Here is a 17,595-nt window from a genome sequence, read left to right as displayed (position 1 = left end):
AACTCCAAATCCAGGAACTCATAAAAAATAATGACTCTTTAATTATATTAGTATAAATTAGCCACTATGTGTAAATTAATGAGTGAAAAGCTATTAGTGCATCAATATCAAGATTTAATCACGCTTTTTTATAATTGCTTCGGTGAAGAGTTTAATACCAGGCTAGTTAAAGGCGATAATGAGCCTATCTACATCCCTGCTGGTGAACAGCACCCTTACAACGCTATATATTTTGCCCATGGCTTTTTTAGCAGTGCTTTGCATGAATGTTCCCACTGGCTCATTGCCGGCGAAGAGCGTAGAAAACAAGTCGATTTTGGATATTGGTATATGCCTGATGGACGTAGTGCAGAGCAACAGGCGTTATTTCAACAAGTTGAAGTAAAACCGCAGGCAATGGAATGGATTCTTTCAAAGGCAGCGGGGCATAAATTTTATATCAGTATCGACAATTTAAATGGTATGGAATCAGATACTATTGCTTTTAAACAGTCAGTATATAAGCAAGTGGTACATTATTGTAAACATGGGTTATCACAACGTGCGCAAAAATTTCGCGATGCTTTATGTTCCTTCTATGGTCAACCAAGTGCTTTAAGGATGGAGGATTTTTCTTTAGATGAATTATAACATTTTATGAACTCCTGATTTTATTAACAAGATCTCTGGATACTGCGCATAAAGCGCAATACGTCGGGAATAGCAGTGGGGACTTGCACCAGATTGCAGGCGCATTAAATGCCCTTGGCATCAATGATGCAGTACTACACCTAAAGTCCAGTCCAGATTTTGCTCTGCAGGAATATAGTTCACTGGTTGATTTACTGTTAGACCATAGCCTTCTACCATTAAAGCATAATAAAAAGCGGGTAAGAGGCAATATGTCTCGATGTATTCATTGTTTGGAAATTGATCGCTGAGACTTTCCCATTGTTGATGACAAATCAGAGCATTTGCTTGTTGCAGTAAATCCTGAATGGTCAATTGATTGTTTTGGAACTGAAACGGTTTGCTTTCTACAAGATTTGGAAAACCACCAATGGCGTACCAAGAATTAATATGGCTGGCAGAAAGATCTGGCTGCACTTCATTACTGACCTTATGCATTTTAATTAAGGGAGTCACTTCTTGTTCACAAGCCAATGCATCACCTTGCCCATGACTGCCATCAGAAAGAGGATAGCCATCCGAGAAGCAGGAGGCTGTATCCAGAAGTTGGTGAGCCATTTCATTTTGTCCAAGACCCAGGAAACTATGAACAGATAAATTGATGCGGCGGCCGTAAAGCTCCAATTCAACTTGCGCTCCTTTATTATCCGTTTTGTTGCGTATTGGAAAAACAATTTGTACTGATGCACCACCAATATCCATAACACCTACTGGCTCATTAGAAGATGATTTGAGGGCTCCTATATGATAATTGACTGCAAGCCAGTCATATAAAGCTTCATCATGTCCTGTAATGGTTTTTGCTTCTACAAGTTGCCATTCAGATTTCTGGTTAAACCACTTTTGTACTTCCTGATAATAAGTTTTTTGTTTGGTTTGTGGCACAAGACGCATTCCTGCAGTTGCATAAAAATAAACGGGCATGTGCTGGGCAGGGGCTCCTGAGAAAAGCGTTGTCAAGTATGCATCTACAGTATTTTGATTGGCTTCAATCATTGAAAATCCAGGCCTGATCTTTTTAGACCATATTTCTGTAATACGAGAAGGCGTGTTTGTTTCATCAAGATCATAAGCAAAAACATGAAGTCTTGATCCCGTACTCCCTGCATCAACAACGGCAATACATTGATGTTCAGCACATGCAGCAGCGTCGGCATAAATATTAGGGGCTACTACAAAGAAGGAAGAGATGAAGAGTAAAAAACGAAACATAGTTACAATCTCAATTAAAAGTAGACAAATAATACAGTATGTATCTTTTGTTTTCAATATGATATTATGTGGAAAAAATGATACACTAACTTCTTATTTTTTTATGTTAGGTACACTTTACTTTCATGCTTTCAGGTAGGATTAAAAATCTAACCTGCTTTTTCGTAAGTCAGTTTTTTCAGGCAGTATTATCATGATGATAAATCAAGAATATCGCGGTTCTATCTATGCCATTTTATCTGGATTTCTTTACGGGTTTATTGGTTATTTTGGTCTAAGCGCAATGAATGGCAATTTATCCGCGAGCACTATGTTGTTTTGGCGCTTTTTAATTTCCAGCATGATTATTTTAATTATCATGTTGCCAAAAATTAAAAAAAACAACGATTCTTATAAAAATATGTTTCTTGCCTTTTTAACAGGCGCTTTTTTTTATGGTATATCAACCTGGCTTTACTTTTTAGCATCTAATTACATAGGTTCTGGACTGGCGATGGTTATCTTTTTTACCTATCCGGTACTCATTATGTTGCTCAATTATTTTTTTTACGGGCAATCGATACCACAAGTTTATTATTTTGCGATTCTAGTGATTTTAATGGGAATGACGCTTATGGTGGACTTGGATGCATTGTCTTTTAACTTATGGGGTATTTTACTGGGGATTGCTTCTGCTTTTTTTTATGCGTGCTATGTAATAGGCAGCAAAAGAAATGAACTCTCTCCAAATATGTCTACTTTTATGGTTTGTTTGGGGTGTATGGTAACCAGTTCATTCGTTTCTCTTTTTAATCACTCTTTTGCCATCCCATCTTCAACGGACGTTTGGTATCATTTATTTGGCATCTCTGTTATTGCAACTGTAGCTCCCATAATTTTGTTGCTGTATAGCTTAAAATACATCAGCTCAGAAAAAGCCTCTATTTTATCCGTTTTAGAGCCGGTATTTGTGGTCATTTTTGGTGTATTGCTTTTAGGTGAAGAACTGAACTTCTGGGGCGCTGCAGGTATTGTATTCGTATTAACAGGCGCGCTTCTTACTTTGTTTAGCCATAAAATCACTATTGGCCAATTGAAGTTTCAGCTCGTACGCAGTGAAGATGCGGGGTAACTGTTCTTATGAATGCATTAGAACCGTAACCTGGGCGCTATTGCCCAGGCAGCATTTTTATTGTGCGAACAGTTAGCTGATATTTTTAATACCAACTTCCATTACAACCGCCACAGCCACCACAATCAGTCGCACAAGTTCCGCAACAGGGATTACCGCCACAGTTGACCAGAAAGGCAGTTGAGCACACCAAGATTACAGCCAGTATTATTTTTTTCATTACCTGTCCTTATTATGGTATGTATATTAACTATACTCTATGTTTTTGAATTTAACCAATTTACACACAAGTTTTTTGTCTTAGCGGTAAAAAGTCAATAAGTCTTAGGGTTTGGAAACAGACCCTAGTTTTCTGCAATGTATAGCCATTGCAATTTCCATAAATTATAAATAAATATTTGATTTTGTGTAGTATTTAAATAAGCAGCAAGAGATTGATGGGATAGGTGACGATTATTGGCAATGTAGCTTAGCAAATCATGAGAAACATCGGTTGTATCCCATTCACCGCCATTAACATAAAACTGATATTCGAATTGTTCCTCTGAGTTTTGATAAGCAAAACGACATGTTGCATCTCTGTTCAGATCCGATCCTGTGTTTATTTCTTCAATAAAATGTGATAAATCAATGAGTTCATTTTCTTCTAAAGGCAAAGGTAATTGCATTTCTGCCCCTTGATCCAGGCGTGTTGCAAAGCATCCAAACCAAGATTGCATTATTTTATCGTCACTGATTAATTGTTGTAATAGTTTTTGTGCAGCTTGCCAGGCAGGGCGGGTGATTTCAGAGGTATTGTGCAAATGAGACCAATCAGGGTCTTGATATAATGTTTTGAATGTTCCTTTTTCAGCCAAATAATCCCCAAGACTATCCAATAATTCTTGTCCTTGATAACTACGATAGCCAAAAGAGTAGGTCATGCAATCCTCGGAAAGTGAAATGCCGTAGTGGCCTATATGTGGTGGAAGATACAACATATCTCCTTCTTCAAGAGTCAAACGCTCTTCGACATCAAATTGCTCCATGATACGAAGTTCGAGATCTTTGATGTAATTCTCGTTATTGCATTTTTTAGTAGTAAGCGACCATTCTCGGCGTCCTTGAGCTTGATATAAAAAAACATCATAATTATCGTAATGAGGTCCGACACTGCCGTGGAGCGCAGCATAGCTAATCATAATATCATCAATCCGCCATTGTGGAATGAAATCAAAATGATCGAGTAAATCATATACTTCAGGAATTAATCTATCCACGCCTTGTACGAGTATGGTCCAATGGGTTGGGGGTAGGAGTTTAAAGTCATTTTCAGAAAATGGTCCGCGCTTTAAATGCCAATAGGGTTTTTCATGAGGTGTTTCAAAGACAAGGCGACTTTCAACATCTTCTTCAAGTGCAAGGCCTGCCAATTCATCAGCAGATAATGGATTAGTAAAATCCGGAATGGCATTACGAATCACTAGAGGTTTTTTCTGCCAATACTCACTGAGAAAGGTTTTTAAAGAAATTTGCTGAAAATTGATCATATGGTGTTAATACTCCCAAAAAACATCTGATTATTGTAGCCTGGGTGCAGCGAAGCGAAACCCAGGATTTTGAGCCTTATTTTTCCCCGGGTTTCGCTTCGCTGCACCCAGGCTACAATGAATAAGCTTGAGTTGTACTTTTTAACTCGATTGCAGAATGCGTTCCAATTCGCCTTTTGCTTGCCGTGAGAAATTGATGAGATCGCTTTCTTTTTCAAAAAAATCAAAGGATTGAATTAATGTCTCTTCGTCATGTCTTTGGAATGCTATTGCTTTTTTCTGTATGTCCTCATGTTTGTAACCCAGGAATTTCATAATTTCCTTGGTCATACTCAAAGAGGAATCAAATAATTCTCTAATGAAATAATCAACACCTACTCGATATAATTCATAAGCATGACGACGGTTGCGAGCGCGAACAAAGATTTTGAGGTGAGGGAAATGTTGTTTCGCTAACTTGACAATCTTTAAATTTGCATCTGGATTTCCAACAGCAACTATGAGAAGTTTGGCATGTTCCGCACCAGCGCTTTTTAACAAATCCAATCGGCTGGCATCCCCAAAATATCCTACATAACCAAATTTTCTGAGTAACTCAATTTGTTCTGCATTTTTTTCTAATACCGTAATTTTTATATTTTCACCATTAAGCAAACGTCCAATAATTTGTCCAAAACGTCCATAACCTGCAAGAATAATTCCATTTCTTTCATTGATGGAGTCATATTCACGTTCAGGTAAGAAACTCATAAACTTGGGGATGATGAAGCGCTTATAGAGAAGGATTAAAAAGGGAGTGGCAAGCATGGATAATGCAACAACAAGAGTAAAAAAAGCTTCATATTCCGGGCTGATTACTTTAATTATGCCGGCATATTCAAAGAGTACAAAGGCAAATTCACTTCCTTGAGATAAAGCAAAAGCAAAACCTACAGCTTGCAGCTTGCTTAAATCAAACAAAAATCCTAGAAAATACAAAATAGCAGCCTTAAGCGTAATTAAAGCAAACACCGTGATGAGGATCAGCATTGCTTTCTGTGAAAAAAGAGAGAAATTCATTGCCATTCCTACAGAAATAAAAAATAATCCAAGCAAAATTCCTTTAAAAGGTTGAATGTCTGCATCAACTGCATGTTTGTACTGAGAGTTAGCTAATACAACCCCCGCAATAAATGCCCCTAAAGCAGGAGATACGCCTATAGATTCCATTAATAAAGTAACGCCAACTACTAAAGCAAGCGAAAAAGCGGTAAATACTTCACGTAAATTGGTTTTGGCAATAATTAAAAATAAATGTCTAGATAAATAATGACCAATTAAAATAACGGATCCAATAACGCCAGCAACAAAAATAGCATATAACCATCTTGGTAGATGCATAATGAATGCAGACTCATGGATATTAACTTGGATGTTTCCGTGTTGTGCGAGTAATGGGATAATAATTAATATAGGAATTACAGCAATATCTTGAAATAACAATACAGCAAATGAAGTCTCACCTTCTGCTGTTTTGAGCAGGTTTTTTTCTTGGAGCATTTGCAATACAAGAGCTGTTGACGAAAGGGACAACGCCATACTTACTGTCAAAGTTGCTCGCCAATCAAAACCGAGCATAAGTCCAATTGCTGTTAAGATACTTGTAGTTAAGAGGACTTGTAAACCACCTAAGCCTACAATGAGTTTGCGAAGCTTCCATAACATGGCCGGTTCCAATTCCAAACCAATGAGAAATAACATCATAACTACGCCAAACTCACCAAAATTCATAATTTGTTGAGTGTTTCCTATGAGTTTTAATCCAAATGGACCAATAAGAATACCAACTATAAGATAGCCCAGGACCGATCCTAGTTTGAAACGGCTGGCAATAGGAACCATAATGCAAGCTGAAGCAAGAAAGATGAAAACATTAAGTAATAAGTGACCATTCATAATTTAACTCTAATTGTTATTTTGCATGACAATTTTTAAATTTTTTGCCGCTTCCACAAGGGCAGGGTGCATTACGTGCAACTTTGGATTTGCTGATTTTATTTAATTTTTCTTTATGCACGCCATCGATATAGAACCAACGACCATTTTCTTTATGGAATTCACTTAACTCATGAATAAATTTTATTTGGTTATGCTCGGAAAAACGTGCTGTAAATTCAACAAAGCCTTTATCGGGACCAGACATACTTTGATGCATTACTTCTAAATCAATCCAGGTCACACTTTTAGCCCATTGCTCTGCTTCTATTTCATTAAAGCCTGTTAACGCCTTGCCTTTCATTGTATTTTTGATGTAATCCATTTTGCCCATACTGTAAGCAGTATATCTTGAGCGCATCAATTGCTCAGGAGTTTCTGGAAGTTGCTTGTTGTCGATGTATAAACCGCAACACAGTTCATATGTATTTTGTGATCCACAAGGACAAGATGACATGATATGATCCAGCTAAAAGTAAAAATTGGATTTTGGATTATATGCGATATAGCATTAAATTTTTACTGAATTACACATTATTTAGGGTAAAAATAATGAATTCTTATTTATTGACACAAAACATAGAGCAAATCGATCAACAAAAAAGTGTGAATCTATTAGAGATGGGCAAGGTCCTGTTTTTTCCGGAATATTTTTTCGCTGATGTGGACCCGCTTTTGCTGTCTGAAAACGTGTTGGATGGCAGTCGTAAAAATGTAAGTTACGATATTCGTACTAAAAAGTTAAGTGCCTTTAAAAAGGATATTAACAGTTTGGATTCCAAGCTTAGTCATATGATGCATGGTTATGCAGAGTTTGCACATCAATTAATTCAAACAGTTCTCCCTTCTTATGTGGCCCATTTACAATGGGGTAGAACGAGTTTCAGGCCTGCGCAAATTAATGGACGTATTTCCTCGAAACGTAAAGATGATACTCGGTTGCATGTCGATTCATTTTCGGCAAGCCCGGTACATGGATTAAGGATTTTACGCGTTTTTTGTAATATTAATCCTCATAATGAACCACGAGTTTGGAATCTTGGTGAACCATTTACCGATGTTCTTAATCGTTTTGCACCTAAAATTGCTCCATACAGTAAAATGAAAGCAAAAATGCTGAATCTCGTTAAAGCAACAAAAACTTTGCGTTCTCCTTATGATCATTATATGTTGCATTTACATGACACGATGAAGTTGGATGATGCTTATCAGGCAAGTGTTGAAAAGGTACAAATTGATTTTCCTGCCAAGAGCACTTGGATAGTTTTTACCGATCATGTGTCGCATGCAGCATTGAGCGGCCAGCATTTGTTAGAACAAACGTTCTATCTGCCGGTTAATAAAATGACAACTCCGGATTATTCACCATTAAATCAATGGAAGAAAATTAGACCTGAGTTAAATTTTTGTTAGTTATATAACGTTGTAATGTGCATTTTTCTAATTTAGCAATTCGGTCATTTAGCGTATGGCCAATTACTTATCTGGTTAATAGAGGAAATTGTGTGCTCTTGATTTCTATATATCTTTCCTGGATGAAACTTATTGAATAGTACAATGAAAAAATGAAAAAGCGTTTTATAGTATGATTTTTCAGATTTTTTATTAATCAGATTGTTATTTAATTGCGTATTTTTGTGGGCTAAAATTATTTTTACTCTGATTTTTTTGCTACCCACACGAAAATTCGTTATCATGAACTTCACCATTTTTCTCAAGGAACGTAGTTTTTATGGAAGTGGAAAAATCACCAAAGAGTAAAAAAACGGTGATTACTGAATTATGGCGAGAACGCTTCCCTACACAAAATTTGTTAATCCTGCTCATCATTTTAATTATTCTAGTTGTTGTAGTGTGGTTCTATATTTTCACTAAAAAATCAAAAAATGCTGGCCCTAAACCTATTCCTGTTGTTGCCGGGATTTCTACAATTCATGATGTGCCTATTTATGTTTCAGCACTAGGTACAGTAACACCGGTTTATACTGTGACTTTGCAAACCCAAATCAATGGTTTATTGATGAAGGTGCTGTTTAAAGAAGGCCAACTGGTTAAAAAAGGCCAATTACTTGCTCAAATAGATAAACGCCCTTATGAAGCATTATTGACTCAATATGAAGGCGATCTAAAGCGGGATTTAGCGCTATTGGCGAATGCAAAAATTGATTTAAAACGTTATCAAAAATTATGGAAAGAAGATTCGGTTTCGCAACAAACTTTAGCAACACAGCAATCAGTTGTGGAGCAATATGAAGGTAATGTTAAAACAGATCTGGGTATGATTGAGAGCACTAAAGTCAATCTTATTTATTGCGATATTATTTCACCAATTAATGGACGGATCGGTTTGCGGTTGGTTGATCCTGGTAATTTTGTTCAAACCTCAAATACCCAAGGTATTGCAGTGATAACTACTCATGATCCAATTACCGTTATTTTCCCTGTTGCAGAAGATTATGTACCGCAAATTGCACCACAAGTTTATGCTGGCAAAGAAATGCAAGTGCAAGCTTATGATCGGCAGCAAGAACATTTACTTGCAACTGGAAAAGTTTTAGCTTTGGATAACCAAATTAGTACTACAACTGGAACCGTAAGACTTAGAGCGATCTTTAATAACGAAAAAAATAAATTGTTTCCCAATCAGTTTGTTAATATAAAAATTTTGGTTGAAACATTGCATCGAGCAATCGTTGTGCCGACAGCTGCTGTTCAACATTCAACAACAGAAGACTTTGTTTATATTATTAATCCTAATCACACAGTAACAGCTCAAAAAGTTATTGCAGGACCTGCCAGCGAGGATGATACAGTAATCAAAAGTGGTTTATTAGCTGGTCAAAATGTAGTAATAAATGGCGCTGATAAATTAATGAATGGATCTAAGATAGTGGTCAAAAATGAGCATTCATCCAGTGCTCCAGTTCAAAAAAAGGTAATAATCACAAAGTATACAGTGTCACATGAGTATCTCGGGTCCATTTATCGCAAGAGCCATAGCCACTTCATTATTGATGTTTGCTATTTTTCTAAGCGGAGCTCTCTCATACAAGCTGCTGCCTGTTTCTGCTTTGCCTGATGTGGAATACCCCACAATTCAAGTATCAACTTTTTATCCTGGAGCAAGTCCAAATGTCATGGGAACCACAGTGACTGCTCCGCTTGAGCGGCAATTCGGGCAAATGCCGGGCTTGGAGCAAATGACTTCAAACAGCTCGAATGGCTCATCCATAATTACTTTGCAATTTAATTTGGATATGAGCCTGGATGTTGCCGAGCAAGAGGTACAACAAGCGATTAATGCTGCAAGCAGTTACTTGCCGGCTGATCTTCCTAATCCTCCAATTTACAATAAAGTAAACCCGGCAGATACGCCGATTCTAACTTTAGCATTAACTACAAATACACTACCTTTAACTCAAGTAGAAGATTACGCAGAAACCCGCATTGTTCCTAAAATGTCCCAATTATCCGGGGTGGGTTTGGTCAGCATTGGTGGCGGACATAGGCCTGCAGTACGTATTCAGGCTAATCCTAATGCATTATCCGCATACGGACTCACTATGGAAAATATACGTTCTATAGTGATGGCTTCAAATGTGAATGCTGCTAAAGGAAACTTTGATGGCCCGCGTCTGGCCTATACGATTAATTCAAATGATCAGTTGTTGTCCGCTGAGGATTATCGCCCATTAATTGTTTCCTACCAGAACGGTGCTCCAGTTCGTTTATCGGATGTAGCCCATGTGATTGATGGTGAAGAAAATACCATGCAGGCTGCATGGATGAATAAAGAGCCGGCAATTATTCTTAATGTGCAACGTCAGCCCGGAGCGAATGTAATCGAGGTAGCAGAGCGAGTCAAAAGTTTGTTAAAGCAAATGCAAGCGGCAGTTCCTGCGGGGATTCATATAAAAATACTTACAGATCGTACGGCAAGTATTCGCGCCTCTGTAGAAAATGTGCAATTTGAATTGCTCTTGTCGGTAGCATTGGTTGTTATGGTAATTTTTCTATTTTTACGTAAATTATCAGCGACAATAATTCCCAGTATTTCCGTGCCATTGGCACTTGTAGGTACTTTGGGCCTCATGTACTTGCTTGGGTTTAGTCTTAATAACCTTACTTTGATGGGATTAACAATTGCTGCGGGCTTTGTGGTTGATGATGCGATTGTGATGATTGAAAACATCATACGCTATATCGAAATGGGTGAAAAACCTTTGGATGCTGCACATAAAGGAGCAGCTCAGATTGGTTTTACTATTGTTTCTTTGTCGATTTCACTTATTGCGGTATTGATTCCTTTGCTTTTTATGGGAGATATTGTTGGTAGATTATTCCGTGAGTTTGCACTGACTTTAACCATAACCATTGCCATTTCAGCTTTTGTGTCTTTAACATTAACCCCTATGCTCTGTTCTCGGATCCTAAAGCCACAGAGTGAAAGCAAAGTGAGTGATTTAGAGCGATTTTTGGAACGTCAATTAGATTATCTCATTGGTCGATATAAAGCTTCTTTGCATTGGGTTCTTTCACGACACTCTTTAGTATTACTGATTTTCTTTATTACCGTGTTAATCACTGGCATTTTATTGTATCTCATTCCTAAAGGTTTTTTTCCCATTCAGGATACTGGGCTCATTCAAGGAATATCTGTAGCTTCCGAATCGGTTTCATTTAAAGAAATGACCAGGCGACAGCAAGAGTTGGTGCGTGCAGTGCTTTCTGATCCCGCAGTTGAAAATGTATCATCCTTTATAGGTATTGATGGCACGAATATCACATTAAATAGCGGGCGCATTTTGATCAACTTAAAATCTGTAGAACAACGCCCAGGTGTCATAGAGGTGATGAGTCGATTGCAATCAAAAATTGATAAGGTTGTTGGTGCTTCTTTATATATGCAACCTGTCCAAGATTTAACTATTGATACATTAGCCAGCCGCACACAATATCAGTACAGCATTAGCGCTCCTGATAGAGAAGATGTGACGAAGTGGTCCAATTTGATGTTGGAAAAAATGCGCCAGCTCTCCATTTTAAAAGACGTCAATACAGATCAACAAAATATGGGTTTGGTCACTTCGATTGATGTTGATCGTGATACTGCATACCGACTGGGCATTAGTATGCAAATGATAGACGATACTTTATATGATTCGTTTGGGCAGCGGCAAATATCCATTATGTTTACCCAACGAAACCAATATCGCGTTGTATTGGAAGTATTGCCTTTTTTACAAAGAGAGGCGGTTGCTTTTGATAATATTTATATTAATTCCTCAGTGACTAATTCTTCAACAAGCTCCTCGATGAATTCTTCAGTGTTAAATAATAACGGAACAAATTATCTCATGAATAATTCGTCCTCAGCCAATTCACCGCGTTTGGGTTCTTTTGAAGCTGTGACTTTAAGCGGCTCTGTACCAATCAAGACTTTTGCTCGTTGGAAGCGAGCAGTTGGACCGTTAGTCATTACTCATAAAGATCAATTTCCATCGGCAACCCTTTCATTTAATCTCGGCAATAATGTGTCCTTAGGTGATGCGGTGACCCAAATTGAGGCTGCTAAAAAAAGTCTCAATATGCCGCTCAATGTAGAAGCTGATTTTCAGGGAACAACAAAAAATTTTCAAAAATCGCTTGCCAATGAGGGATGGTTGGTAGTCGCCGCTGTGGTCGTAGTATATATTATATTGGGCGTACTTTATGAAAGTTATATTCATCCATTAACTATTTTATCTACCTTGCCATCTGCCTCAATGGGGGCGTTGCTTGCATTATATATAACAAGAAATGAACTGAGTATCATTGCTTTGATTGCAATTATTCTGTTGATTGGTATTGTATTAAAAAATGCCATTATAATGATCGATTTTGCGCTTGAACAAGAGCGTGAATACAAACTCAAACCTGAAAACGCAATATTTGAAGCGGCCTTATTACGTTTTAGACCCATATTGATGACTACTATGGCCTCTATGCTTGGTGCTATTCCTTTAGCATTCAGTGGCGGGATTGGCGGGGAATTGCGACGGCCTTTGGGTATCACGATTATTGGCGGGTTAATAGTAAGTCAGTTAGTGACTTTATATACAACGCCTATTATTTATCTGACGTTTGATCGTATATCGCGTAAAGTAATGAGTTATGGCAAACGCAATCCCAGTGCCAGGGAGGTGGGATTGTGAATCTATCCTCTTTATTCATTAAAAAACCTATTGCCACTATTCTATTAGCGTTTGGATTAAGTTGCGCGGGAATTCTTGCATTTAATTTATTACCTGTTGCTCCATTGCCACAGATTGATTTCCCGACAATTACAGTACAGGCGCAATTACCAGGAGGTAGCCCTGAAATTATGGCAACTTCAGTTGCAGCACCCTTAGAGCGACAGATAGGTCGAATTGCGGGGGTCACTCAACTGACGTCATCAAGTACGTTAGGACAAACTAATATTATCGTGCAATTTAACTTATCGCGTGATATTGATGGGGCTGCACGAGATATCCAAGCAGCGATTAATGCTTCATTAAGCCAATTGCCTACTAATTTGACTAACAATCCTACTTATCGCAAGGTAAATCCTGCTGATGCACCAATTATGATTATTGCATTGACCTCGGACAAATATACTCCAGGACAGATGTATGATGTTGCATCAACTATATTACAGCAAAAAATTTTGCGTCTTGAAGGAATAGGGCAGGTGAATGTTGGAGGAAGTTCATTGCCTGCTGTGCGTATTGAAATTAATCCCACAGCATTAAATCAGTATGGAATTGGATTGAATCAACTCGCCACAACAATTGCCAATGCCAATGTGAATTTGGCAAAAGGACAATTGATTCATAATGATACTGTTTCAATCATCAATAATAATGATCAGATGCATAAGGCAAGTGAATATGCGCCGCTGATTATTAATTATTTCAATAACCAGCCTATACGTCTTTCTGATGTTGCTCATGTGTTCGATTCAGTTGCTGATGTTCATGCTGCAGGTTTGGCCAATGGGAAACCAGCGGTGCTTCTGGTTTTATTTAAACAGCCAGGTGCCAATGTAATTAAAACAGTGGATCATGTAAAACAAATCTTGCCGCAACTTGAAGCTTCTATATCCAAAGATATTAAATTAAATATTTTGATGGATAGAACAACTACGATTCGCACTTCGTTACATGATGTGGAACTTACACTGCTCATTGCGATGTGTCTAGTAATTTTTGTTACCTATCTTTTTCTTGGAAGTCTTAGAGCGATGATGATTCCAGGTATTGCAGTTCCGCTGTCTTTGCTTGGTACTTTTGCGGTAATGAAATTATTAAATTACAGCTTGGATAATTTATCGCTTATGGCTTTGACTATTTCCACAGGTTTTGTGGTTGATGATGCCGTTGTTGTATTGGAAAATATTTCGCGCCATATCGCCATGGGCAAAAAACCAATGCAGGCTGCTTTTGATGGGTCAAAAGAAATTGGTTTTACCGTGTTATCGATCAGTATTTCCTTAATTGCAGTATTTATTCCAGTTTTATTTATGAGCGGCATTGTAGGCCGTCTATTTCGTGAATTTGTGGTGACACTTTCTATCGCAATTCTGATTTCACTCGTTGTTTCATTGACACTGACACCAATGATGTGTTCTCGGATGTTGCATGAGAATGAAGGAGAAAAAAGCAATTTTTTTATGCGCTTTACAGAGCGGGTGCGTTTGCGTTATGCAAATGGTTTGCATTGGGCATTGCTTCATCCAGGATTGATGTTGATTCTCACTGTTGCGACAGTTTTATTGACCGCATATTTGTTTGTTGTAATACCGAAAGGATTTTTCCCACAACAAAATACGGACAGGATAGCAGGCTCTCTCCAAGCAGATCAAAATATTTCATTTCAAGCGATGAAAAAAAAATTGATTCAATATGTTGCGGAAATTTATAAAGATCCAGCTGTTGCCAATGTTGCAGCCTTTATTGGCAGTGGTCCAGGCAATAATACAGCCAATACAGGTTCTGTATTTATTATTCTCAAGCCATCCCAGGAAAATAATACAACTACCGATCAGGTGATAGCAAGATTACGCAGTAAATTGTCTTTAATTACCGGGGCAACTTTATACATGCAGTCAGCACAGGATTTAACTGTAGGTGGCCGGCAATCTGCTGCTCAATTCCAGTATACAGTGACTGCGGATAATTTAAAGGATCTTACTACTTGGACACCGAGAATTATGGAAGAACTGGCTAAGATTCAGGGTATTGCCGATCTGAATAATGATCAGCTCAATCATGGTTTGCAAATCTATGTGGATGTGGATCATGATACTGCATCGCGCTTTGGAATTACTCCAGAACAGATTGATCAAGTGTTATATCATGCTTTTGGTCAAAGTCAGATCTCGGTTATGTATATGCCAATGAACCAATATTTTGTGGTTATGAATGTGGCACAGAAATATTGGCAATCTCCTGCTGTATTGGACGAGATTTACGTTAAATCTTCAGCAGGCGACAAAGTACCTTTATCTGCATTTGCCAGTTTTAAACCCGGTTCTACCTTATTGTCAGTAAACCATCTAGGCCAGGCTCCTGCAGCAACCTTTTCATTTAATTTAATTCCTGGTACCTCGTTGGGTGCTGTGGTTAAAAAGATTTCTACTGCAGTCAATAAAATGAATTTACCGCCGACCATGCGTGGTGTTTTTCAGGGAACAGCACAAGCGTTTCAGGAGTCCTTTGCAAACGAAAAATATCTGATAATGACCGCTATTTTGGCAGTTTATATCGTACTGGGAATGCTCTATGAAAGCCTGATTCATCCAATAACTATTTTGTCTACTTTGCCATCAGCGGGTGTCGGAGCATTATTGGCTTTATTGTTATTTAAGTCTGATTTGAGCATTATTGCTTTAATCGGAATGATTCTTCTCATTGGTATTGTGAAAAAAAATGCCATTATGATGATTGATTTTGCTTTGGAAGCTGAACGGCTGGACAATAAATCGCCGCGTGAGGCGATTTATGAAGCTGCTTTATTGCGTTTTCGTCCAATTATCATGACTACAATGGCGGCTATATTAGGGGCCATGCCTTTGGTTATTGGTTTTGGAGTGGGTTCAGAACTACGCCGCCCATTGGGCATTACAATTGTGGGTGGTTTGCTTATGAGCCAATTATTAACATTGTACACGACGCCAGTTATTTATTTGGCAATGGATACTGCCGGGATACGTTTCCGCAATTTTATGAAACAGTTTAAGTTACGAGGTGTCTATGGCCACTCATAATCGATTAAGATCTCGATGTAGCCTGGGTGCAGCGAAGTGGAACCCTGGAATATTATACCGCTTCACTCCCGGGTTCCGCTTCGCTGCACCCAGGCTATCATCTATTAAGAAACGCAAAATTTTTTCATTTCTAGCACTGGCTTCTTTATCACTTTCTTCATGTATGGTTGGCCCTAATTACGTACCTCCAAAACTTGTGGTACCGCCACAATTCAAAGAAGCTAAAGGCAAAAAAATAATGGGGACTGTGCGTAAAAATTGGAAGCCCATCCAACCTCAAGATGATATAGATCGTGGTGAATGGTGGAAGATTTTCAATGAGCCGGTATTGAATGACTTGGAAAATCAGTTGAATCACTTTAACCAAAGTATTGTCAATGCAGAGGCAAATTTCAGGCAGTCACTTGCAATTGTCGATCAGGCACGTGCTAACTTATATCCAACAGTAGTAGGTGCATTCAGTTTGTTCCGACAACGCCAGGCAGGAGGGGCTACATCCATTATCAGTACTTCGGGTACTTCAGGAACTGCAACGACAAACATTGCCCCAGCCGCAACAACGACAACAATTTATTCAGCATTTTTGAATGCAAGCTGGGAACCTGATATTTGGGGGCTTGTTCGCCGAACTATTGAGGCTGATCTTTCTTTAGCACAATCCAATGAAGCATTGATTGGTGTGACTCGTTTATCTGCGCAAGGCGCTTTGGCGCAATATTATTTTGAATTACGTACACTGGATAAAGCTCAAAAATATTTGGATGAAACAGTCATTGCTTACAGAAAAATCTTAATATTCACCCGGAATCAATATAAATCAGGTGTTGTATCACGTGCTGAAGTGGTCCAGGCACAAATCCAACTTGAATCAGCGCAGGCATCAGCAATTAATAATGGTATTTTACGTGGCCAATATGAACATGCCATTGCTGTATTAATGGGGCGCCCTCCAGCTTACTTTTCGTTAAAACCTGCCATTATAAAATTGAAACCACCGGCGATTCCCTTGGAGGTACCTACCGCCTGGTTAGAACGCAGACCGGATATTGCGCAAGCGGAGCGGTTAGTGCAACAGGCAAGTGCCTTGATTGGAGTGGCTGTTGCTGCTTATTTTCCTAATTTGACTTTAAATGGAACTGTAAGTGCAGCAGGTCGTAGTTTTCATCAACTGATTCATAAACCGGCAATCAGCTGGTCTGCTGGTATGCAATTGGCAGAGACTTTTTTTGATGGAGGGTATCGTGCAGCAGGGGTAAGGGCAGCAAAAGAACAATATATCGCTCAGGTCGCCAATTATCGTCAAGTAGTACTGACTGCATTTCAAGATGTTGAAGATAATCTGATTTCATTACGTCTTTTGGAAAAACAAGGTATAACCCAAGATAAACAAGCAACCGATGCACTTTATGCACTTAAAATTGTTAAGAACCAATATAAAGCGGGAACAGTACCTTACATGAATGTGCTTACAGCTCAAATCAGTGCTCTTGCGGCTGAACAAGCGGCAACGCAGATAGATGGATTACAAATGACTTCTGCTGTGGGTTTGGTCAAAGCATTAGGTGGTGGCTGGGTTGCTGTAATACCACCTAAATTACCTAAAGCTTAATATATTGGAACAAGAAACCTTCAATTAGATGGTTTTCAAATTTAATATATAACACTGCTATGAAACACTCAGGACTTTTTATAAGTGAAGTTACCGTTGTGAATATTCGATGTGTATTTGGAGTATTTATTTTTAATATTTCATGAGAAAAAGCAGAGTTTTTCAGCGCTCAAGGAGCGTTAAAGATTCGGTTGGTCTATTC

12 protein-coding genes are annotated in these 17,595 nt (G+C 38.4%); 7 read left to right on the top strand and 5 right to left on the bottom strand.

Annotation, left to right across the window (positions count from 1 at the left end):
* The first annotated feature begins 96 nt into the window (after positions 1–96).
* Positions 97–630: an elongation factor P hydroxylase gene (locus DY223_RS10125; protein WP_058458906.1), complete on the top strand. Its 534-nt coding sequence runs from the start codon at positions 97–99 to the stop codon at positions 628–630.
* 120 nt (positions 631–750) lie between these two features.
* On the opposite strand, the gene DY223_RS10120 is transcribed toward DY223_RS10125, so the two are convergent.
* Complete coding sequence (locus DY223_RS10120; protein ID WP_058458878.1) at positions 751–1,881, bottom strand: acetate and sugar kinases/Hsc70/actin family protein; 1,131 nt, start codon at positions 1,879–1,881, stop codon at positions 751–753.
* Positions 1,882–2,077: 196 nt separating this feature from the next.
* Here DY223_RS10120 and DY223_RS10115 point away from each other — a divergent pair, with 196 nt between their 5' ends.
* Complete coding sequence (locus tag DY223_RS10115; protein WP_174223935.1) at positions 2,078–2,992, top strand: DMT family transporter; 915 nt, start codon at positions 2,078–2,080, stop codon at positions 2,990–2,992.
* A gap of 85 nt (positions 2,993–3,077) precedes the next feature.
* Here DY223_RS10115 and DY223_RS19495 read toward each other — a convergent pair whose 3' ends face one another.
* From DY223_RS19495 to DY223_RS10100, 4 genes are all read right to left on the bottom strand, one after another.
* Entirely contained in the window at positions 3,078–3,212 is a 135-nt protein-coding gene (locus tag DY223_RS19495; protein WP_259293089.1) for a hypothetical protein, read from the bottom strand.
* Positions 3,213–3,336: 124 nt separating this feature from the next.
* Complete coding sequence (locus DY223_RS10110; protein WP_058458876.1) at positions 3,337–4,521, bottom strand: JmjC domain-containing protein; 1,185 nt, start codon at positions 4,519–4,521, stop codon at positions 3,337–3,339.
* A 141-nt stretch (positions 4,522–4,662) separates the two neighbouring features.
* Entirely contained in the window at positions 4,663–6,456 is a 1,794-nt protein-coding gene (locus DY223_RS10105) for a monovalent cation:proton antiporter-2 (CPA2) family protein (protein ID WP_058458875.1), read from the bottom strand.
* A 16-nt stretch (positions 6,457–6,472) separates the two neighbouring features.
* The gene (locus tag DY223_RS10100) at positions 6,473–6,952 is read right to left on the bottom strand and encodes a YchJ family protein (RefSeq protein ID WP_058458874.1); all 480 of its coding nucleotides are present in this window, start codon (positions 6,950–6,952) and stop codon (positions 6,473–6,475) included.
* Positions 6,953–7,047: 95 nt separating this feature from the next.
* On the opposite strand from DY223_RS10100, the gene DY223_RS10095 reads away from it, so the two are divergent.
* From DY223_RS10095 to DY223_RS10070, 5 genes are all read left to right on the top strand, one after another.
* On the top strand, positions 7,048–7,908 hold the full coding sequence (locus DY223_RS10095) for a Kdo hydroxylase KdoO (RefSeq protein ID WP_058458873.1): 861 nt from the start codon (positions 7,048–7,050) through the stop codon (positions 7,906–7,908).
* Between the two features lie 319 nt (positions 7,909–8,227).
* Positions 8,228–9,574: an efflux RND transporter periplasmic adaptor subunit gene (locus DY223_RS10085; RefSeq protein ID WP_115684310.1), complete on the top strand. Its 1,347-nt coding sequence runs from the start codon at positions 8,228–8,230 to the stop codon at positions 9,572–9,574.
* A complete protein-coding gene (locus tag DY223_RS10080) occupies positions 9,459–12,689 on the top strand; it encodes an efflux RND transporter permease subunit (protein WP_064115093.1) in 3,231 nt (1,076 codons plus the stop codon). The genes DY223_RS10085 and DY223_RS10080 overlap by 116 nt, the downstream gene beginning before the upstream one ends.
* Positions 12,686–15,784 (top strand): efflux RND transporter permease subunit, encoded by a 3,099-nt coding sequence (locus tag DY223_RS10075; protein WP_058458870.1) that lies wholly within the window; start codon positions 12,686–12,688, stop codon positions 15,782–15,784. The genes DY223_RS10080 and DY223_RS10075 overlap by 4 nt, the downstream gene beginning before the upstream one ends.
* Positions 15,771–17,393 (top strand): efflux transporter outer membrane subunit, encoded by a 1,623-nt coding sequence (locus DY223_RS10070; protein ID WP_082642419.1) that lies wholly within the window; start codon positions 15,771–15,773, stop codon positions 17,391–17,393. Before DY223_RS10075 ends, DY223_RS10070 begins: the two co-directional genes overlap by 14 nt.
* The last annotated feature ends 202 nt before the right edge of the window (positions 17,394–17,595 follow it).

Origin of the sequence: Legionella bozemanae, assembly GCF_900450575.1 — a bacterium.
Lineage (GTDB): Bacteria > Pseudomonadota > Gammaproteobacteria > Legionellales > Legionellaceae > Legionella > Legionella bozemanae.
The sequence above is the reverse complement of the archived record's forward strand: the minus strand, read 5'-3'. Positions and strand labels throughout refer to the sequence as shown.